The organism is Bacillus sp. SRB_331 (assembly GCF_003264175.1).
In the GTDB taxonomy this organism is placed as follows: domain Bacteria; phylum Bacillota; class Bacilli; order Bacillales; family Bacillaceae_G; genus Bacillus_A; species Bacillus_A mycoides.
Genome location: NZ_NADV01000007.1, coordinates 388,734 through 409,274, shown reverse-complemented (window position 1 = coordinate 409,274; position 20,541 = coordinate 388,734). Strand labels below are relative to the sequence as shown.

Here is a 20,541-nt window from a genome sequence, read left to right as displayed (position 1 = left end):
TACCTACTAACATTCTTACCAGTTTCCCTTAGTGAAATAAAACCGAGTGTAATTCCCACTCGGTTTTTATTAACAACTTATTGTGATAACTCTACTTCTTTTATTTTCTCTTTCATTCTTGCTTTATCACGATCTAAAATCTCTTTTAAATACTTACCTGTATAAGAGCGCTCTTCTTTCACTACTTGCTCTGGCGTTCCGGAAGCAACGATCTGTCCGCCTTTGTCTCCGCCTTCTGGTCCAAGGTCAATAATATAATCAGCTGTTTTAATAACATCTAAATTATGCTCAATTACAAGTACCGTCTCACCACTCTCAACAAGACGTTGCAACACTTCTAGAAGGCGTGCAATATCATGTGCATGTAAGCCAGTCGTTGGCTCATCTAAAATGTATAACGTACGCCCTGTAGAACGACGATGTAATTCAGAAGCTAATTTCACACGCTGCGCCTCACCACCTGATAACGTCGTAGCTGGTTGTCCTAATTTCATATAACCAAGCCCTACATCTACAAGAGTTTGAAGTTTACGCTTAATTTTCGGGATATTAGCAAAGAACTCTACCCCATCTTCAATTGTCATCCCTAACACTTCAGAAATATTCTTATCTTTATATTTCACTTCTAACGTTTCACGGTTGTAACGTTTACCGTGACAAACTTCACATGGAACATACACGTCTGGTAAGAAATGCATTTCGATTTTAATAATTCCATCACCGCGGCACGCTTCACAACGGCCGCCTTTTACGTTAAAGCTGAAACGTCCTTTTTGATACCCACGTACTTTCGCTTCATTCGTGTGCGCAAATACATCACGAATATCATCAAATACGCCAGTGTATGTCGCCGGATTTGAACGTGGTGTACGCCCGATTGGTGATTGATCAATATCAATAACTTTATCTAACTGCTCAAGACCTTTAATTTCTTTATGAGCCCCTGGCTTTGCTTTCGCTTTATATAGCTTTTGAGCTAATGATTTGTATAGTACTTCATTAATTATCGTACTTTTTCCAGAGCCAGATACGCCTGTTACTGCTACAAATGTTCCTAGAGGGAATGACATTTTCGCATTCTTTAAGTTATTTTCTTTCGCACCGACAATCTCCACTTTACGTCCGTCACCTTTACGTCTTTCAAGTGGTACCGGAATAAACTCTTTACCGCTTAAATATTTCCCAGTTAATGAATTCTCGTCTTGCATAACTTCAGCTGGTGTACCTGCTGATACAACTTGACCACCATGAATACCTGCACCAGGTCCGATATCAAGTAAATAATCAGCAGCCATCATTGTATCTTCATCATGCTCAACAACAATTAACGTATTTCCTAAATCACGCATTTCCTGCAATGTACGAATAAGACGATCATTATCACGCTGATGCAAACCAATAGAAGGCTCATCAAGAATGTAAAGTACGCCAGTAAGGCGAGAACCAATTTGTGTCGCTAAACGAATACGCTGCGCCTCACCACCTGATAAAGTTCCTGCGGCACGACTTAACGTTAAATAATCTAAACCGACGTTCACTAAGAACCCAACACGTTCCTGAATTTCTCTTAAAATTAAATGAGCAATTTTTTGTTGTTTCTCCGTTAACTCAACAGTTGAGAAGAACTCCTGTACTTCTTGAACAGAATATTTCGTTACATCGGCAATCGTTTTATCACCAACGAACACAGCTAAACTCTCAGGCTTTAAGCGTCCACCTTTACACTTCGGACAAGCTTGCTCTGCCATATATTTCTCCATTTGCTCACGAATATAATCAGAACTCGTCTCACGATAACGACGCTCAATATTCGGAATAACACCTTCAAATAAAATCTCATTTTCCTTTACTTGACCAAATTCATTCACATAGCGGAAATAAAGCTTCTCTTCCCCGCTTCCGTACAGCACTTTATCAAATAAATCCTTCGGTATATCTTTCACCGGCATATCCATATCGATGCCGTAATGATTACACACGGATTTTAATAATTGCGGGTAATATTGTGAACTTGTCGGTTCCCAAGGAGCAATCGCATGTTCATTTAATGATACATCCCAGTTCGGAATAACAAGTTCTAAATCTACCTCTAACTTCGATCCAAGTCCATCACAAGAAGGACACGCGCCGAACGGACTATTAAACGAGAACATACGCGGCTCTAATTCTCCGATTGAAAAACCACAATGTGGACAAGCATGATGTTCACTAAATAGAAGTTCTTCCTCTCCCATTACATCGATTAAAACTCGGCCCCCGCCAAGCTTTAAAGCACTTTCTAGTGAATCTGCAAGTCGGCTTGCAATTCCTTCTTTCACAACAATACGGTCAATAACAACTTCAATTGAATGCTTCTTATTTTTTTCTAAAGTAATCTCTTCCGATACATCCAGCATCTCTCCATCAACGCGCACACGAACATAACCTTGCTTCTTAATATCTTCTAATACTTTCGCATGCGCACCTTTACGCCCTGACACGATAGGCGCTAGCACTTGTAACTTCGTACGTTCAGGATATTCAAGAACACGGTCTACCATCTGTTCCACTGTTTGTGATGTAATTTCAATTCCATGATTCGGACAAATCGGTGTACCAATTCGTGCAAATAATAAACGTAAATAATCATAAATCTCCGTTACCGTTCCAACCGTTGAACGAGGATTACGACTCGTCGTTTTTTGATCAATTGAAATCGCTGGAGATAAACCTTCAATCATATCAACATCCGGCTTATCCATTTGCCCTAAAAACTGGCGCGCATACGCAGATAAAGATTCCACGTATCTACGCTGCCCTTCTGCATAAATCGTATCGAATGCTAACGATGATTTCCCCGAACCAGACAATCCCGTCACAACAACAAGCTGATTTCTCGGAATGGTTACGTCAATATTTTTTAAATTATGCGCTCTAGCACCTTTTACAACAATAAAATCTTTACTCACTCTTTTCACCCTTCCGCTTTTAATTCTAATAGTAAATCTCTTAATTCAGCTGCACGCTCGAAATCTAATGCCTTTGCTGCTTCTTTCATCTCTGCTTCCATCTTCGCAATTGTATTTTCACGTTCTTTTTTCGTCATCTTCTTAGCTGGTGTTGCTTCATATATTTCCGTATCCTCAGCTGCTGTTGTCGCACGAATAACGTCACGTACTCCTTTTTGAATCGTTTTCGGCGTAATACCATGCTTTTCATTGTAAGCTTCTTGTATACTACGACGACGCTGTGTTTCTTCAATTGCAATTCCCATCGATCTCGTTATGCGATCTGCGTACATAATAACGCGGCCGTTTGCATTACGCGCCGCACGACCAATTGTTTGAATTAATGAACGCTCTGAACGTAGGAACCCTTCCTTATCAGCATCTAAAATAGCTACAAGTGATACTTCTGGAATATCTAATCCTTCTCGTAATAAGTTAATACCGACAAGTACATCAAACTTACCAAGGCGAAGATCACGGATAATTTCAATACGCTCTAATGTTTTAATTTCAGAGTGAAGATAATTCACTTTAATTCCTACATCTTTTAAATAGTCCGTTAAATCCTCTGACATTTTCTTCGTTAAAGTCGTAATTAATACACGTTCATTTTTCGCAATCCGGTCATGGATTTCTCCTAATAAATCATCTATTTGTCCTTCAATTGGTCGTATATCAATTGGTGGATCTAAAAGCCCTGTTGGACGAATAATTTGTTCTATTGCTTTCGGTGACTGCTCTAACTCGTACGGTCCTGGCGTTGCCGAAACGTAAATAACTTGATTCGTTTTCTCTTCAAACTCATCAAACGTGAGCGGTCTATTATCTAAAGCTGATGGCAGACGGAATCCATGATCAACAAGCACTTGCTTACGTGCTTGGTCCCCGTTATACATCGCTCTTACTTGCGGAACCGATACGTGCGACTCATCCATAACGATTAAGAAATCCTCTGGAAAATAATCTAAAAGCGTATACGGCGTTGAACCTGCTGGACGAAGTGTTAAATGACGGGAATAGTTTTCAATCCCTGAACAAAAGCCCATCTCGCGCATCATTTCTAAATCATAACGCGTTCGCTGTTCTATGCGCTGCGCCTCTAACAACTTACCGTTATCATTTAATTCTTTTAAACGCTCTTCTAATTCTTTTTCGATATTTTCAATAGCGACCTTCAGCTTTTCTTCACGTGTAACGAAGTGAGATGCCGGGAAGATTGCTACATGATCACGTTCTGCTAATACTTCACCCGTTAATGCATTTACTTCTCGAATACGATCTATTTCATCCCCAAAAAATTCAATTCGAATACAATGCTCATCAAGTGATGCGGGGAAGATTTCAACTACATCTCCTCGCACACGGAATGTACCACGCTTAAAATCAATATCATTACGTCCATACTGTACATCAACAAGTTCACGAAGCAATTGATTGCGGTCCTTTTCCATACCAACTCGAAGCGAAACAACTAACTCGCGGTATTCTTCCGGAGAACCTAAACCGTATATGCACGAAACACTCGCAACGATAATAACATCATCTCGTTCAAATAAGGAAGACGTTGCCGAGTGGCGTAATTTATCAATTTCATCGTTAATTTGCGCATCTTTTTCAATAAACGTATCCGTATGTGGTACGTACGCTTCCGGCTGATAATAATCGTAATAACTAACAAAATACTCCACAGAATTGTTAGGAAAGAAATCTTTCAGCTCACTATATAACTGTCCTGCTAACGTTTTATTATGAGCCATTACAAGTGTTGGCTTCTGCACTTCTTTAATGACATTTGAAATCGTAAATGTCTTACCCGTTCCTGTCGCTCCAAGCAACACTTGCTTTTTCTTTCCACTATTAATTCCCTCTACAAGCTTCTCTATCGCTCCCGGCTGATCACCTTGCGGGGAATACTCTGAGATAATTTCAAATGGATGTTCCAACTAAAAACCGACCTCCTCATAAAAATCTGTATTATTATTTTACCACGAGTGCCCATAAAAAACCTAAAAAACGAACAGATATTCGGTAAAATTTTCGACAAGATATACATAAAAAAAGAAGGAATAAATACTTCCTTCCTTTACTAACTCTATTTTTTAAGTACATATAATAAGTCATATCCATTGCGCCCATTTTCATTCGTACAATCTATTAACCTATATACCGTTTCTGATTCACGTTGCTCTTTAACAATCCTTTTACAACTATCTTTATGTAACCCTTTATGGTCACCAGCAAATTGATCTTGTCTATTATCTAACACATAAAGTATATCTTTCTCACTATGCTCTAACGTTTGAAAAACAGGCTCACCTTCATGTGTATACTGTACAATTCTTATTTTATCAACTTTCCCTTGTTCCACATTCCAAATGAACTTCTCGAATTTATCTAGATTAGAAATTTCTGCCCCCTTTGCAACGACATCATTCTTCTTATCAATTGCACTGTTAGGTTGTGAACATGCTACTAAACTAAAGAGAAATAAGCATATAAAACCTGTTCTTTTCCCTATTGTTATCCTCTCCTATACAAACTATTGGTATACTAGAAAAAAGCTACTTTCCTCTATGAAAGTAGCTTCTTGTTTCCTTTCTCCTTCTTCGGAAAAATAACATATGAAAATGAAATCGCAGTATCCACTAAAAGAATAATAGCCCATACTTGGCTTACACGGCTTGCTGTTTTATTTAAAACAATTCCTGACTCTAACCAATTCCCCCACTGTTCTATTGGAATAAGCCCATACATGAAGAAAAAGAATATATGAACCGCAATAAACAAAATAAGATGTAAAATCCAATTTTTCATTTCCTGCTTCGCATGCGCCATCCCTGTTACTTCAAGTGGTTCTTCGATAATAGGCGCCGGTTCATTCCGCCACTTCGCAACTAATTTTTGTGCATATATGTCTAATTTCCCCAAATCCTTTTTCCCATAAAAAACTGCATATAATAAAATGACTACCGTAATGATTTGAAAATTAGAGAACTTCCCTGTTTGATAATAGTCCAATACCCCTAAAGTTAAAATAAACACTTCATTTATGAGTAGCACAATCCCCATAATAAAGCTCGCCTTTTTCAAGCGAAATCCATACCTTAGTAAAAAGAATCCAATAGCTGATAGCCAAAATACAATCTCTGCACCAATTAAAAAGTACCATCGATATTCTGCGAGTATACTCATTTATCCCTCTCCCTTTCATCATATATACGAAAAGCCTCATCCATATATACTAGAAGCTCTTCCTCAATTGGATACATACTCATTTTCTGTGAATCTTCTTTTGACTTTCTTACTTCCCACAGTTTATCTAAAAATGCTTCATCACCATTTGCCATCTCTAAACACTTCTGCATTAATTTCTTTGTTGCGCCTTGTACTTCATCACATGATGCTTCCTTACCGTCTTTCATAAAGTTACGTAGTTGCTTTAATAAATTTACCCATTCTAAAACATTCGGATCTTCTTCACTCATGTTCGGCAAATTATGAAGCAACTTTTGTTCTCCCTTAGAAAAAACTTCATTTTGAAACATCTCACGTATTCGCGGAGACTGTTTCGAAAGCTGAATGAGTTCAAACATAACTTTCCAATCCAGTTCTCCCTCCACATCTACTGAATAAACAACTGCCTGTAAAATACGTTCCATTCGATTAAATTTTTTCTGTTCTTCCTGTACAAATCTAAGTTGCTTTTCAAGCGATACTTTTAAATTGAGCTCATCCGTTATTAACATATTCGTAATCTCTTTTAATGAAAAACCCATTTCTTTTAAAAATAAAATTTGCTGCAAACGAACAACATCTCTCTCGCTATATAACCGATGTCCTCCATCAGTTTTCCCACTCGGCTTTAATAAATCAATTTGATCATAATAACGTAACGTCCTTACTGTAACCCCTGTTTCCCTCGTTAGTTCTTGAATTGAAATCAACTCCATCACCTCTTCTCCTTCATTATAAAAGATGACGTAACGTAACTTTCAAGTAGTTTGTAAAAAAAATACAAAAAGCTGTTTATACCTTTTGTATAAACAGCTTTTATGGAAATAACCCCTTTTGTATAGCACGACCACAAAATAAAATAATTGCCCCTACAACAACACTTGTTGCTGTTTTATGATAATGCGCTAAAATTAATAAATAGTATGATAAACCTACAGCACCAATCATAATACATACACTTGGCACTGGATTACGAGAGAAGTTTTGTATTCCCCAAAACAAAGCAAAAATAGCCGTAGCGACACATAATACCGGTAATCCCATCCCAGTTCCCCTTTTTCTATCTATTCCTTGTTGCTAACACACTCGTCGATGCCATACTTATTAATAAACCAAAAATAGCAATATATAATAACTCATTTACATGTACTACTTGCCTATCTAAATACTTATTTACACAAAGATACATAATGAACAAAAAAACGCAGCTTGTAATACAAATCGTAAAATATGACTTCATATTGTTCACAACTCGCTCATCAATTGACGGTATTCTCTCTTCTTTCAAACGCTTCTGTTCTCTATATTCCGAAATGCCATATAAAATGACTAGTGCTACATTCGATATGAAGATCGTTCGCCACGAAATACTTAAAATCATTAAACTCACATTTAAAACAAGACCCGCTAAAAACAAACTTCCTATGAACCGTATAATATCTTGCTTACTCATACATGATCAGCCTCTTTTTGATTTCTATATTTCCATTTCGGCCAATAGTTCACAAAGAAATAAACAAACTGTCCTAATACAAATAAAACAAACGGCATGCCCGCATTTCCATAAACAATTAAATTATACAAACTCCATACCGCTAAAATCATTGTTAAAAACAACCCTAAATATTTAAACGCTTTATCCGACTGAAATCTCTCAAACTCATCTTGCATTTTCATTCCTCCTATCGTTATGCTCGTTTTCCCGCCATTACTCCTATGATGAGACTACCAGCAAATAAGAACCTACATACAATGAATATTTCTGGAATCGGTATAGTAATTCGCCCTATCGCTTTGCTTGCAACAATATAAACAATAAGCAAAAGAAATGCGAATATAAATGAGACATTTACATACTTTTTTATATTTTCATTTACCCGCTCATCTATATCTGGAAGTTCTTCTTTTTTGTACTTCCGCTTTTTGTAATTCGTATACAATATCAGAAATACAATTGCTAAAATGTTACTAACTATAAGCGATAACATCGGTATGGATGGGTCCATAATACGAACTAAAACGTCCCCTCCACATAATCCTAAGACCGTAGCAATATACAACTTTTTAGTATCGTTCATTTTCTCTCCCCTTACTCCAGCGTAAATATTTCCTCCACCTTCATTCCAAAATATTTGGCGATTTTTAGGGATAACTCTAGACTTGGGTTATAGTGGTGGTTCTCAATCGCCACGATTGTCTGCCGCGTCACTTGCATCGCCTTTGCCATTTCAATTTGCGTTATATGATGTTGTTTTCGCAATTCTTTAATTTTATTTTTCACACCCATAGGCTCCACCTTCGAAAGTAAAGATATCTTTACAAAAAAAGGTAAAAAAAAGAGACATCTATAAGATGCCTCTTTTTTTGCTACATAAATCCTAACGCATACACAAGAACGTACCCAAGAACAGATAAGCAAACCGAGCCAATCAAACCTGCCACAAATGCCCTACTTCCTAATTTGCGGAACGTTTTAAACTCTACGTTTAAACCTAGCCCTGCCATTGCCATTGCAATAAGCATGTACGCAATTACTACAATATATCCGGCAACAACTTCTGGGATAATCCCAATCGAATGCACCGCACTCATTGCTAAAAATCCGAAGATGAACCAAGGAATCGGAAGGTCGCGCCACGATTTTTTTTCCTTGCTTTCCTCGCTCTTACCAAACCATAATCCAATTAAAATCGCTACTGGCACAAGCATCGCTACGCGCGTTAACTTCACAATAACCGCGATGTCTACAGCCGTGCTACCTCCTGGCGCTGCAGCCGCGATAACGTGAGCGATTTCGTGCAGCGTTGCCCCTGAGAACACCCCGTAACCGTAGGGTGAGAAGCCAAGCACTGGGTATAATAGCGTATAAATAAGTGTAAATATTGTACCTAAAATTGCAATAATTGCTGCCCCGACTGCTGTTTCTTCATCTTTCGCTTTCACTTGCGGTGCAATTGCCACGACCGCTGCAGCTCCGCAAATTGCCGTCCCACATGCTGTTAAAATTCCAAGTTTCTGTTCTACTTTAAATACTTTCGTTAGTCCATATACAACGAAAATTGTAAATGTAATAACAACCGCTGCGATGACCAATACTTTCGGCCCCGCCTTCGCAATATCTACAAGATTTAACCGCATTCCAAGTAAAATGATCCCAAAGCGAAGCAACTTCTTACTCGCAAAGTTCGTTCCCGCTATCGCTTCTTGAGGAATCCCGATTGCCGCGCGCCAAACCATCCCGATTAGAATAGCGATTACTAATTGTCCCATAATATTTAAAAATGGAAGCTCTGCTAAATATTTCGCGGCGATTGCGATTAATAACGTAATCCCAATACCTTGCGAAAATCCAAAGCCCTTCTTCTTTTGTATAACAAGTGTTTGTTCCACTTTGTACCACCCCAATAATCGTATTGGAACATGCATGTTCTTTCTAGTTACATTATAAGAGAGTTTTAATAATAAGTTTAATATCAATATTGAATCCCTATCATCAGAAATACTTATGATAAAATAAAAGCAAAAATAAAGGGGCCTAACAAATGAACGTCGACATTTTAAAGATCTTTGTTACTGTCGTTGAACAAAAACATTTTTCGCGTGCTGCGGAACTATTAAACCTTTCACAACCTGGCGTTAGTATGCACATTCGCAACTTGGAAAATGAATTTGGGACTACACTTATTCAGCGCTCCCCAAAGCACGTCCAAGTTACGGAAGCTGGAAACATATTATACATACACGCAAAGCAGATGCTCTCACTTTATGAAGATGCAAAACAGGAAATTAATGCGCTGCATAACGTCGTAACAGGGACACTTCGCATCGGCGCTAGCTTTACAATTGGCGAATACTTACTTCCAAAAATACTTGCGCGCTTTGCCAATGAAAATGCACACGTCGAAGTTCATACATTTATCTCCAATACGGAAGAAGTTTTGCAAAGCCTCCGCTCTAATCAAATTGATATCGGCTTAGTGGAAGGCCAAGTCGTATACGCTGACGTAGATGTTGAAACTTTTATGCAAGATGAAATGAAACTCGTCGTCCCGCCAAACCACCCATTGCTCCATATCAAGGGGATTAACGAAAATACATTGCAAGATCAAGTCTGGGTATTAAGGGAGAGCGGCTCTGGCACACGTGCCTATAGCGATCGCTTTATACACCAACATCATTTAAAAATGAAACGCTTCTTTACATTTAGCAGTATTCAAAGCGTGAAGGAAGCCGTTGCAGCCGGTCTTGGCATCGCTATTCTTTCAGATTGGACTGTTCGAAAAGAACTGTTGGCACAAGAAATATTCCACATCCCTGTTCCGAACGAAGAGCTAATCCGTCCATTCTCCATCGTGCGCGGCAAATATTTTATCCCGTCTAAAGCTATTCAAGTCTTTTTAAAACACGTAGATTCTTTTGCGAAAAAACAGAGTTGACCTTCACATTAGTGTGAAGGTTTACAATACATGTAAAAGGAGTGAAACGCATTGCGAATTGGAGAGTTATCAAAAGAAACTGGGGTTAGCGAAAGGGCACTAAGACATTATGAAGAAAAGGGATTACTCCCTTCGAAACGCCTAGCAAATGGCTACCGTGATTTTGATGAAAGTGCAATCGAAAAAGTAGAGCTGATTCAAATGTACTTGCAAATCGGCTTAAATTTAGAAGAAACAGAACGAATGCTACGTTGCCTTGAAATCGAGCCACATCTCTACGAAAATCCGTGTAGTAGTATCCTTGCACTTTACGAAGACAAACTTGATGAGGTAACGAAGCAAATCACATTACTTTCCAACATTCAAACGAATTTACAAAAACACGTTTCACTCCTAAAACAAGCAAAAGAAAAGGGATGATTACATGTTTGTTATACATGGCAGTTCAAGACAAAACGGAAATACGGAAGCTTTAACACATATGGTGATTGATGGGATTGAAACAGAACAAATTTACTTGCGTGATCATATCGTCCACCCAATCATAGATCAGCGCCATGATGTAGAAGGATTTCAACCTGTAAATGATGACTACGAGCAGTTAACCAAACGCATGCTAGAGCACGACACGATTATCTTCGCTACACCGCTATACTGGTACGGAATGAGCGGCCACATGAAGAACTTCGTTGATCGCTGGTCACAAAGCTTGCGTAATAAATCTCTTCATTTCAAAGAAAAAATGAAAGGCAAAAAAATGTACGTTGTCATCGTTGGCGGAGACAGTCCAAAACTGAAAGCATTGCCGCTTATCGCCCAGTTTCAATATATCTTTGATTTTGTTGGTTCATCATTTGAAGGGTATATTATTGGGGATGCGAATGGACTAGATGAAATCAAGAACGATGCTGAAGCGCTGGCAAAAGCACAATTGTATAATAATAAATTCAAAAATAGCACACAGAAATAAGTTTGACAAATCCATTTGTATGCGCATACAATAAAAATAATATTATGAAAGGAAGGTACTTTGACCAATGAAGTTCTAATTCTCTTATTTATTTCATCCATCACAAATAGTGAACAAAAATGATGAAAACTAGCAGAGGATTAGTCTGTCCATTTGTCGATACTTTCTTTCGATACGATCATGTAAAAAATCGTTTATTTATGTACGATTTTTACATTAAAGGGCGACATTTATCCTCTCTAGTGAAACTAGGGAGGTTTTTTTATGACTATTTTAATCGCACGTAGTATCGAAAAGAGCTTTGGTGATCGCACCATATTTACGTTACCATCACTAGAAATTCAAGCAAACGATCGTATAGGAATTGTCGGAGTCAACGGAGCTGGAAAATCTACGTTATTACAAATATTAAGTAAAGAAATAGAAGCTGACAAAGGCACAGTAACTCATCATAGTTCTATCGCCATCATTCCACAGCTTAGCGAGGGGATACCGGAAACCGCTTCTTCCCTCGCTAAGGGTAAATGGAATATTTCAAACGTCGCAAATTCAATGAGCGGCGGTGAACGAATGCGCCTAAAGATCGCCCATGCCCTCGAACAAGATGCAGGCATTCTATTTGCTGATGAGCCAACAAGTCACTTAGATATGTTCGGTACAGAGCAATTAGAAAAGGCACTTTTATCTTATAAAGGTGCACTTGCTTTAATATCGCATGATCGTTATCTTTTAGATGCCATATGTACAAAAATCATCGAAGTTGAAGACGGTACTATTCAAGAATATAAAGGTAATTATTCAAACTATCGAAAGCAAAAAGAACGTGAGCGAATACAAAAGCAGGCAGAATATGATCAATATATACAAGAAAAAAATCGGTTAGAACAGTCAATTTCACAAAGAAAGCAACGTGCTTCTCGCATGACAAAAATCCCAACACGGTTCAGTTCATCTGAATCTAAACTTTATAAGTGCAGCGGGGCTCATGGGCAAGAAAATGTTAGCAAGGTAGCGAAAGCACTAGAAACACGCCTTGAAAAGTTGGAACAGAAAGAAAAACCGAAGGACTTTTCTCAAGCTCAGTTTGACGTACAATACCACACACCAATTCATAGTAAAGCAGTTGTTCAGTTTAATAAAACAACGAAGAAAATAGGGGATCGCACATTATTTAAAAATATGAATGGAACAATTGTCCCTGGGGCAAAGCTTGCTATTTTAGGGGCAAACGGAAGCGGAAAAACAACTTTGTTCAAAATGCTTCTCGCGAACGAGCGTGGCATTCAGCTTTCGAAAAGTTGTAAAATTGGATACTTTGAACAAACATTATCTATTTTAAAAACAGATAAAACAATTTTAGAAAACGTTCTAGAAGAAACAAACTATACAGAATCGTTCGTTCGAACAATACTTGCAAGGCTCCTATTCCGCCGTGAAGATGTTCATAAACCTGTGCACATCTTAAGTGGTGGAGAACGCATGAAGGTTGCACTCGCAAAAGTATTTTTAGGAAACTATAATATGCTTCTGCTCGACGAACCGACAAACTATTTAGACTTGGCAACGCAAGAAGAATTAGAAAGCATGTTACAGGAGTATCCTGGTACAATACTTTTCATTAGCCATGACCGTGCCTTTATTCGTTCTGTTGCAAACCATATTCTACAAGTAGATGAGAGCGAACCAAGAATATTCCACGGCAATTACGAGCAATACACAAAAAGAACCACCCAAGCTTCTGTAAACGTTACTGAACAAGAATTATTACGATTACAAACAAAATTAACAGAAATCATCAGCCGGATTTCTATCCCAAATCAGCATGATGACATCACATTTCTCGAACAAGAATACGAAAAATTATTAGTTCGAATTCGGCAGTGTAAAGAAGCACTCTAATGTCTTCCCCATATATCGACGGGACCTTCCACATTTCCCAAGAAATATCGAGGCTTCGACATAGAATATCACCCTACCTATCATGTTAGACACAATAACAACAAAAAGCCGTGCACCAGCACGGCTTTTCACTTTATATACGGACAGCAGTCCCACTCACCGCAACCATTAGCATTCCTTCGCGAACTACTTCGTAGTCCACGTCGATACCAACAATGGCGTTCGCATTTTTTTGTCTTGCGAGAGTTTTCATCTCTTCCATTGCAATGTCGCGTGCTTCTTTTAATTTACTTTCGTAGGCGCCTGCGCGACCACCGACAACGTCACGGACAGAAGCGAAAAGGTCACGCACGATATTCGCACCCATGATTGCTTCGCCATTAACGATATCGATATAATCAATAATTTCTTTCCCTTGAATTGTAGAAGTTGTTGTTACAATCATGCTTTGTAGCCTCCCAAATAAGATTTCCACTTACTTATGGTGCACTAATTCAGCAGAAATTATATTTACGAACTAAACTGCGCCTCATACAATCGGCTGTAACCCTCGCCTCGTTTGATTAGTTCCTCATGTGAACCTTGTTCTGCAATACCGTCTTTATTTACAACGACGATACGATCTGCATTTTTAATAGTTGCAAGCCTGTGAGCGATAACTAATGTTGTACGGCCAACAGATAGTTCTGCAAGTGATTTTTGGATAGCAAGTTCTGTCTCTGTATCTAGCGCAGAAGTTGCTTCATCTAAAATTAAAATTGGTGGGTTTTTCAAGAACATACGGGCAATTGCTAAGCGCTGCTTTTGTCCTCCTGAAAGTTTCACACCACGCTCACCGATAACTGTATCTAAACCGTCTGGTTGCGAGTAAATTAAGTCCTCTAGCTGAGCACGTTTTACCGCCTGCCAAATTTCATATTCTGAAGCTTTTAAGTTTCCGTAAGCGATATTTTCACGAATTGTTCCTGAGAATAAGAAAACATCTTGCTGTACAATTCCGATTTGCTTACGAAGTGACGATAACGTCATCTCTTTGGTGTCAATGCCATCAATTTGAATTGATCCAGATGAGTGTTCATAAAAACGAGGTAATAAACTACATAGTGTTGTTTTCCCTGCCCCTGATGGTCCAACGAAAGCAACTGTTTCACCTGCATGTATTTTCAAACTAATATCGTTTAAAATCGGCTCTTTATTTTCATATCCGAACGTGATGTTATTGTATTGAATATCGCCGTGTACATGTTTAACTTCTATTGCATCTTTAGAATCTACAATATCCGGCTCTGTTTCCAGAAGTTCTACATATCTTTTAAAACCAGCGATTCCTTTCGGATAACTTTCAATAACCGCATTAATTTTTTCAATTGGGCGGAAGAAAATATTCGTTAATAAAACGAATCCAATAAATCCACCGTACGTTAATTCACCTTGCAGAACAAACCATGTGCCACATATTAATACAAAGAGTGTTACAAGACGCATCAGCATATAACTAATCGATGAATTTAACGCCATAATTTTATACGCCATTAATTTTGTTGTACGGAAACGAGCATTATTTACAGCAAATTGCTCTTTCTCAAACTTTTCATTTCCGAATGCTTGTACAACGCGGATACCGCCTACATTGTTCTCGATACATGCATTGAAATCAGCAACGTCTGAGAATAAACGTCTAAACGTACCTGTCATTTTTTTATTGAAGTAAAGTGCCAACCATAATAAGAACGGGATTACGAAGAATGTTAGAAGTGCTAACTTCCAGTTAATCATCATCATAAATGAAAATGCTCCAACTAAAGTCATAATGGCAATGAATAAATCTTCTGGTCCATGGTGAGCAATTTCCCCAATTTCCATTAAATCGTTTGTAAGACGTGAAATTAAATGACCTGTTTTATTATTATCAAAAAATCTGAATGATAGCTTTTGAATGTGATCAAATAATTTCTGCCTCATATCTGTTTCAATGTTAACCCCAAGCATATGTCCCCAATATGTAACGACATATTGCAAACCTGCATTTAACACATAAACTACGAACAAACCGAAACAAGCCCATAAAATAAGCGTCCAGTTTTGTCCTGGTAATAACTTATCAATAAATTGATTTACGATAAGCGGGAAACCAAGTTCGAGTAAACCTGCGATAACTGCACAGGAAAAATCGAGTACGAATAAACCTTTGTACGGTTTATAGTAAGAAAAAAATTTACGTAGCATATCTTTCCTCCCTTTTCCAAATTAAAAGACTCTCTAAATGATAACCATTATCAAATAATTATTCAAGTTATCCGTCTATGAAACTAAAAAAACCTTCATCTATATTTGATGAAGGTTTCCATTTTATTTTATATAGCTTCCGAATCCCACTCGTGCTCTTGCTGAACAAATACAACACCTAATTCATGATGTCCCCCGGCGTATAATGCCGTTTGAGCAAGACGAAGCTCACCATTTGTATCTACTACTTCTAATTTACAAAACGCTCCTGTCGTCTTCGTTTGAAGCGCGTCATAAAACTCTTCGGTACTTCTTGGAATGATTCCATTTACTTTCGTAATAACTTCTCCAGGCTTTAAATTCATCTCTGCCCCAATTGTATTCGGAATTGTATCTAACACAACAAGTCCATCATTACGTGCGGCAAAGTATGCTGGTCTTTTCTCGTCTGCAATTTTCTCTTGCATCGAGATTGTAAAGCGTCCAAGCATTGCGACTCCCATCGCGATAATTGCGAATACGTGCCACCAGTAACTTGCGATACCTAAAACGAGTACGAGCCCCGCTAAACCATAGACACGTCTTCCTGTAAATAATAAAGCTTCCGTCGGCTCATAACTTCTAACCTTTCTCATAAATCCAATTAAAAATGGAACGAGGAATAAAGAGTATGTAGTCGAACCTATTGAAACGACAGGCCACCAAGAAATAAATCCTGTCACCGCGTCTCCTGGTATAAGAATAAATACTGGTACAAGCCATAAACGATTGGATTCATGTAGTCCAATTCGTAGCCCACGCTTACCTTTGTTAATTTTTGGCGTAGAATAACGAACTGCATTTTTAGAGATTAATAAACCCTCTACAACGAGCATAACGCCTAGTAAAATAGCAAGGGATACAATCATACCCTCTTCACCTTCTCCAAGCTGTAAGAAGGAAACTGGCATCTTAGACGATAACAACACGAGTGCAATCGCGATTCCGAAAGTATAAGCTACAGATAAATATCGATACATAGCAGTTAATCCGAATAATAACGTCCAAAGTAAAATTGCCCATAAACTCGCTTTTGAAACAACAAGCCCAAGCCCAATCGTAATAATAGATACGATTAATCCGTACCCAATACCTGCAAATAGAGTTGTTCGTAGTTCAAACCAAATATCATATACTTTAAAAGAAAAATCTTTTCGTTCTCGTAATATACGTAAGTATCCAACGAAGATACTACTAATTAAAAATACATAGACAGCAGGGTGTAAGAAAAAACGTCCAACTGCTCGTAGTATTTCAAAAAGCCATGCCTCCACGAATTCATTCACCACCATTTATATCAGTCTTTCTTTTTATCTTATCATATTTAACACATAAAAAAATACAGGCATCAAAGTGCCTGTATTCTTTCTTATTTCGCTATTAATTTCAATGCCGTCTGTAATTGTAAATCATTTTCTCCAGAACGGATTTTTTCAATAATTTTAGTTTGAATCGCTTCAGCTGTCTTTTTATCGAGTTGTCCTGTTGCTTCCATCTCATTCGCATTTTGGAATGCTTTTAGTGCTGATTCTGTCTCTTTGCTAAAGTATCCATCTTCACGTCCTGGTACATATCCTAAGCTCTTAAGCATTTCTTGCGCGTGTTTTACTTGTACATCATTTGAATTGTATGAAAGTGTCTTTTCAATTTGAATTGGTGTCGCATGATAATAATCTGGTTGCTTCACTTCTACAGTTGGCGCGATTCCTTTTTTATGAATCCAATTGCCATCTGGTGTTAACCATTTAAACATTGTTAATTTAATGTTGCTGCCATCTTTAAATGGAACAGCCTGCTGAACAGTACCTTTACCAAACGTTTTTTCACCAATTAAATCGTATCCTTCTCCTTCTTTTAGCGCACCAGCTAAAATCTCTGAAGCAGAAGCACTTCCGTTATCAATTAATACTGAAATTGGATATGGCTTTCTCTCTTTCAGTTCCGTAGAGAATTTCTTCTTCTCACCATTTCGCTGTTCTACTTGTAGCATTGGCTTTTTATCTGTCATGATGTCTCCTAGTATATCTTCTACACTATTTAAATAACCGCCAGGATTACCACGCACGTCAATAACTAAGCCTTTTATGTTTTTCTTCTCTAGCTCTTTTAACTGATCCTTAAATTCTTTCGCAGTATTTTCAGCGAAAGAAGTAATTTGCATATAACCGATATCTTTTCCGCTATCTTGCTTTACGGAACTAAATACAGTGAAAATCGGAATCTTTTCACGCTTAATTTTAAATTCTATCGGATCAGCCACTCCTGCGCGCTTAATTTCAATTGCAACAGTCGTTCCTTTTTTACCACGAATTTTTAATACTGCTTCTTCACGTGATAAATCTTTCACACTATTTCCATCTACAGATAAAATTTGGTCATTCGGTTTAATTCCTATCTTTTCTGCTGGTGAACCTTTAATTGGCGATACGATAATAAGCTTACCGTCCGTCTTGTTCACTTCAGCTCCAATCCCTTCAAGTTCAGGATCAAGTGACTGACTAAACTGTTTTGCCGTTTCTTTATCCATATACGTGGAATAAGGGTCCTTCAGCGTAGACAACATTCCCTGTATCGCACCTTCGACTAATTTGTCGTCTTTCACGTCTTCCACATAACGTGAATCAATTAGTGCATACGCCTCATTAATCTTTACCAAATTCCCTTGCGCTGTGCCAGCATTACCATTCGATACTGTTTGCGTTACATACGCTGGGTTTATCCCAAACCAGTACATACCACCAAACATCCCGCCAGCACCAATTAAAAATGCAACAACCATTCCAATAATTGCAACTCTACGTTTCAATGCGGAATTCCCCTTTCCAGAACACACAGGTGGTGTAGCAAAAGGCATCACACGATGTGTGATGCCTTTACCTATTTCTACTATATGATAAGCTTGTACGAATTATGTTTGCAACTTTTTATACTTTTAAGAAGCGACGAATTGACATTACACTTCCCCACATACCGATTAATGCACCGATTAACATTAATAAACCAGCTAATTGGAATACGAATGGGTTGTATGGTAGAAGCTCGAAAATTGTTCCGCCAAGTTTTTCATTAAACACACCTTGCAACGAATTATACATAACTAAAATTAGGCCAATTGGAATAATTGATCCTAATACTCCTAGGAATAATCCCTCTAACAAGAACGGCCAACGAATAAACCAGTTTGTTGCACCAACAAGTTTCATAATTTCAATCTCAGTACTACGAGCATAAATTGTAATTTTAATTGTGTTAGAGATTAAGAACATCGCTGTGAATAGAAGACCCGCAATTAACGCAATCCCGATGTTACGACCAGTTTTTACAGTATCAAATAATTTTTCAACTTGACCTTTACCGTATTGAACATTACTTACAAACTGCATTTTCTCAATCTTTTTCGCAATTGTTGCCGTATCTGTTGGTTCTTTCGCCTTTACAACAAATACGTTTTTCAGTGGGTTATCTTGCTCAAATAACTCGAACGTTTTTCCACTATCGCCTAAGCTTTTAATTAAACGTTTCAACTCTTCTTCTTTAGAAGAATATTTAATAGAATCTACTTTCGCAATTTTACTCATATCTTCTTCTAATTTCTTTTGATCAGCTTCTTTTGCTGCTGGATCAACATGCACACGAATTTCTACATCTTGCTCTACTTTCGTCGCAAAATGGTTCATATTCATAATCGCTGTCAAAAAGACACCTACAAGTAATAATGTAACTGTTACTGCACTTACAGAAGCAAATGTCATCCATCCGTTACGGGATAGATTTTTCACACCTTCTCGCAAATGTCGACTAAGGGTTTTAGCCTTCATATCCGTATCCTCCCTCAATCTCGTCTCGAACAATTCTTCCGCCTTCAATTGCAATTACACGATGACGAATTGTATTTACGATATCTGCGTTATGTGTCGCCATAACAATCGTTGTACCACGCTCATTAATACGTTTAAAAATCTTCATAATATCAAGAGCTGTTTCAATATCTAAGTTACCTGTTGGCTCATCGGCAATTACAACCTTTGGCTTATTTACAATCGCTCTTGCAATCGCCACACGTTGTTGCTCTCCGCCCGAAAGCTCATTTGGAAGTGCATCGGCACGCTCTTCAAGACCAACAAGACCTAACACTTCTGTAACGCGCTCACGAATCGCTTCCTTCTCTTCTTCAATTACTTCTAAAGCAAACGCAACATTCTCATATACCGTTAATTTAGGTAGCAATTTAAAATCTTGGAAAATCACGCCTAATTGACGACGGAAATATGGAACATCTCTTTCTGCTAATGTTTCAATTACAAGTCCATTTACATTAATTGATCCTGTAGATGGCTTCTCTTCACGATACATCATTTTAATAAATGTAGATTTTCCGGCTCCACTCGGTCCAACTACGTATACGAATTCACCTTGTTTAATGTTAACTGTGAGACCAGCAATGGCTTTCATACCATTTGGGTACTCCTTATAAACATTCGTCATTTTTATCATTATTTATCACCCAATACTTAATGATTTTTTTAGAAATACTTTTCTGTACATTTGAAAATAAAAGAAAAACCTTTATTTTCGTTCGACCATTCTTGTTGAAGGTAGCTTCCATACATGCTTTTTATTAGCAACGCTACTCTATGTAATATATTTCATCAAAATTCTACAAACCCCATTGTAACATCAATCGGTTTCCAATTCGGATACATTTTTGTTACAGTTATGTTACATCCTAAAAAGGTAAACGAGCTGACAT

Annotated in this window: 21 protein-coding genes; 4 read left to right on the top strand and 17 right to left on the bottom strand. The window is 37.9% G+C overall.

What is annotated here, in order from left to right:
* Nucleotides 1–77: 77 nt before the first annotated feature.
* From uvrA to B5P42_RS05600, 11 genes are all read right to left on the bottom strand, one after another.
* On the bottom strand, nt 78–2,948 hold the full coding sequence (uvrA, locus tag B5P42_RS05650) for an excinuclease ABC subunit UvrA (RefSeq protein ID WP_002016096.1): 2,871 nt from the start codon (nt 2,946–2,948) through the stop codon (nt 78–80).
* 5 nt (nt 2,949–2,953) lie between these two features.
* Nucleotides 2,954–4,930 (bottom strand): excinuclease ABC subunit B, encoded by a 1,977-nt coding sequence (gene uvrB, locus B5P42_RS05645; RefSeq protein ID WP_002016097.1) that lies wholly within the window; start codon nt 4,928–4,930, stop codon nt 2,954–2,956.
* Nucleotides 4,931–5,079: 149 nt separating this feature from the next.
* Complete coding sequence (locus B5P42_RS05640; protein ID WP_113733805.1) at nt 5,080–5,511, bottom strand: DUF4362 domain-containing protein; 432 nt, start codon at nt 5,509–5,511, stop codon at nt 5,080–5,082.
* Between the two features lie 47 nt (nt 5,512–5,558).
* Nucleotides 5,559–6,179 (bottom strand): hypothetical protein, encoded by a 621-nt coding sequence (locus tag B5P42_RS05635; RefSeq protein WP_113733804.1) that lies wholly within the window; start codon nt 6,177–6,179, stop codon nt 5,559–5,561.
* Nucleotides 6,176–6,937 carry a MerR family transcriptional regulator gene (locus B5P42_RS05630; protein ID WP_002129901.1) on the bottom strand — a complete coding sequence of 254 codons (762 nt, stop codon included), beginning with the start codon at nt 6,935–6,937 and terminating at the stop codon, nt 6,176–6,178. Before B5P42_RS05630 ends, B5P42_RS05635 begins: the two co-directional genes overlap by 4 nt.
* A 100-nt stretch (nt 6,938–7,037) precedes the next feature.
* The gene (locus tag B5P42_RS05625) at nt 7,038–7,265 is read right to left on the bottom strand and encodes a hypothetical protein (protein ID WP_002034710.1); all 228 of its coding nucleotides are present in this window, start codon (nt 7,263–7,265) and stop codon (nt 7,038–7,040) included.
* Nucleotides 7,266–7,281: 16 nt separating this feature from the next.
* Nucleotides 7,282–7,674, bottom strand: coding sequence for an ATPase (locus B5P42_RS05620; RefSeq protein ID WP_113733803.1), 393 nt, complete (start codon nt 7,672–7,674; stop codon nt 7,282–7,284).
* Nucleotides 7,671–7,892 (bottom strand): hypothetical protein, encoded by a 222-nt coding sequence (locus tag B5P42_RS05615; protein WP_113733802.1) that lies wholly within the window; start codon nt 7,890–7,892, stop codon nt 7,671–7,673. Before B5P42_RS05615 ends, B5P42_RS05620 begins: the two co-directional genes overlap by 4 nt.
* Nucleotides 7,893–7,909: 17 nt before the next feature.
* Nucleotides 7,910–8,299 carry a hypothetical protein gene (locus B5P42_RS05610; protein WP_113733801.1) on the bottom strand — a complete coding sequence of 130 codons (390 nt, stop codon included), beginning with the start codon at nt 8,297–8,299 and terminating at the stop codon, nt 7,910–7,912.
* Between the two features lie 11 nt (nt 8,300–8,310).
* Nucleotides 8,311–8,508 (bottom strand): helix-turn-helix transcriptional regulator, encoded by a 198-nt coding sequence (locus B5P42_RS05605; protein ID WP_002016109.1) that lies wholly within the window; start codon nt 8,506–8,508, stop codon nt 8,311–8,313.
* 80 nt (nt 8,509–8,588) lie between these two features.
* Nucleotides 8,589–9,611 carry a YeiH family protein gene (locus tag B5P42_RS05600; protein ID WP_113733800.1) on the bottom strand — a complete coding sequence of 341 codons (1,023 nt, stop codon included), beginning with the start codon at nt 9,609–9,611 and terminating at the stop codon, nt 8,589–8,591.
* A 152-nt stretch (nt 9,612–9,763) separates the two neighbouring features.
* Between B5P42_RS05600 and B5P42_RS05595 the strand changes: the two genes are divergently transcribed.
* From B5P42_RS05595 to abc-f, 4 genes are all read left to right on the top strand, one after another.
* Complete coding sequence (locus B5P42_RS05595) at nt 9,764–10,657, top strand: LysR family transcriptional regulator (RefSeq protein ID WP_060749257.1); 894 nt, start codon at nt 9,764–9,766, stop codon at nt 10,655–10,657.
* 51 nt (nt 10,658–10,708) lie between these two features.
* Nucleotides 10,709–11,077, top strand: a complete 369-nt coding sequence (locus tag B5P42_RS05590; protein ID WP_002016114.1) for a MerR family transcriptional regulator — start codon at nt 10,709–10,711, stop codon at nt 11,075–11,077.
* 4 nt (nt 11,078–11,081) lie between these two features.
* Nucleotides 11,082–11,627 carry a flavodoxin family protein gene (locus tag B5P42_RS05585; RefSeq protein WP_002016115.1) on the top strand — a complete coding sequence of 182 codons (546 nt, stop codon included), beginning with the start codon at nt 11,082–11,084 and terminating at the stop codon, nt 11,625–11,627.
* Between the two features lie 264 nt (nt 11,628–11,891).
* Complete coding sequence (gene abc-f, locus B5P42_RS05580) at nt 11,892–13,526, top strand: ribosomal protection-like ABC-F family protein (protein WP_113733799.1); 1,635 nt, start codon at nt 11,892–11,894, stop codon at nt 13,524–13,526.
* A gap of 133 nt (nt 13,527–13,659) precedes the next feature.
* Here the strand turns inward: abc-f and B5P42_RS05575 are convergent, their stop codons facing one another.
* The 6 genes from B5P42_RS05575 to ftsE all read right to left on the bottom strand — a co-directional run bounded on the left by B5P42_RS05575 (nt 13,660) and on the right by ftsE (nt 20,285).
* Entirely contained in the window at nt 13,660–13,971 is a 312-nt protein-coding gene (locus B5P42_RS05575; protein ID WP_002112849.1) for a YbjQ family protein, read from the bottom strand.
* Nucleotides 13,972–14,036: 65 nt separating this feature from the next.
* Complete coding sequence (locus tag B5P42_RS05570) at nt 14,037–15,752, bottom strand: ABC transporter ATP-binding protein (RefSeq protein ID WP_113733798.1); 1,716 nt, start codon at nt 15,750–15,752, stop codon at nt 14,037–14,039.
* Nucleotides 15,753–15,880: 128 nt separating this feature from the next.
* Complete coding sequence (locus B5P42_RS05565; protein ID WP_181458784.1) at nt 15,881–17,065, bottom strand: PDZ domain-containing protein; 1,185 nt, start codon at nt 17,063–17,065, stop codon at nt 15,881–15,883.
* Between the two features lie 95 nt (nt 17,066–17,160).
* Complete coding sequence (locus B5P42_RS05560) at nt 17,161–18,597, bottom strand: S41 family peptidase (protein WP_098167532.1); 1,437 nt, start codon at nt 18,595–18,597, stop codon at nt 17,161–17,163.
* A gap of 118 nt (nt 18,598–18,715) precedes the next feature.
* Complete coding sequence (gene ftsX, locus B5P42_RS05555; protein ID WP_002089596.1) at nt 18,716–19,609, bottom strand: permease-like cell division protein FtsX; 894 nt, start codon at nt 19,607–19,609, stop codon at nt 18,716–18,718.
* On the bottom strand, nt 19,599–20,285 hold the full coding sequence (gene ftsE, locus B5P42_RS05550; protein WP_002016128.1) for a cell division ATP-binding protein FtsE: 687 nt from the start codon (nt 20,283–20,285) through the stop codon (nt 19,599–19,601). Before ftsE ends, ftsX begins: the two co-directional genes overlap by 11 nt.
* Nucleotides 20,286–20,541 lie beyond the last annotated feature (256 nt).

What these genes read in the sequence shown, in the direction of transcription:
- abc-f (WP_113733799.1), top strand. Translation starts at nt 11,892, where the DNA reads ATGACTATTTTAATCGCACGTAGTATCGAAAAGAGCTTTGGTGATCGC.
- B5P42_RS05570 (WP_113733798.1), bottom strand. Translation starts at nt 15,752, where the DNA reads ATGCTACGTAAATTTTTTTCTTACTATAAACCGTACAAAGGTTTATTC.
- B5P42_RS05595 (WP_060749257.1), top strand. Translation starts at nt 9,764, where the DNA reads ATGAACGTCGACATTTTAAAGATCTTTGTTACTGTCGTTGAACAAAAA.
- B5P42_RS05635 (WP_113733804.1), bottom strand. Translation starts at nt 6,179, where the DNA reads ATGAGTATACTCGCAGAATATCGATGGTACTTTTTAATTGGTGCAGAG.
- B5P42_RS05585 (WP_002016115.1), top strand. Translation starts at nt 11,082, where the DNA reads ATGTTTGTTATACATGGCAGTTCAAGACAAAACGGAAATACGGAAGCT.
- B5P42_RS05610 (WP_113733801.1), bottom strand. Translation starts at nt 8,299, where the DNA reads ATGAACGATACTAAAAAGTTGTATATTGCTACGGTCTTAGGATTATGT.
- B5P42_RS05620 (WP_113733803.1), bottom strand. Translation starts at nt 7,674, where the DNA reads ATGAGTAAGCAAGATATTATACGGTTCATAGGAAGTTTGTTTTTAGCG.
- ftsE (WP_002016128.1), bottom strand. Translation starts at nt 20,285, where the DNA reads ATGATAAAAATGACGAATGTTTATAAGGAGTACCCAAATGGTATGAAA.
- B5P42_RS05615 (WP_113733802.1), bottom strand. Translation starts at nt 7,892, where the DNA reads ATGCAAGATGAGTTTGAGAGATTTCAGTCGGATAAAGCGTTTAAATAT.
- ftsX (WP_002089596.1), bottom strand. Translation starts at nt 19,609, where the DNA reads ATGAAGGCTAAAACCCTTAGTCGACATTTGCGAGAAGGTGTGAAAAAT.
- B5P42_RS05625 (WP_002034710.1), bottom strand. Translation starts at nt 7,265, where the DNA reads ATGGGATTACCGGTATTATGTGTCGCTACGGCTATTTTTGCTTTGTTT.
- B5P42_RS05575 (WP_002112849.1), bottom strand. Translation starts at nt 13,971, where the DNA reads ATGATTGTAACAACAACTTCTACAATTCAAGGGAAAGAAATTATTGAT.
- B5P42_RS05630 (WP_002129901.1), bottom strand. Translation starts at nt 6,937, where the DNA reads ATGGAGTTGATTTCAATTCAAGAACTAACGAGGGAAACAGGGGTTACA.
- B5P42_RS05605 (WP_002016109.1), bottom strand. Translation starts at nt 8,508, where the DNA reads ATGGGTGTGAAAAATAAAATTAAAGAATTGCGAAAACAACATCATATA.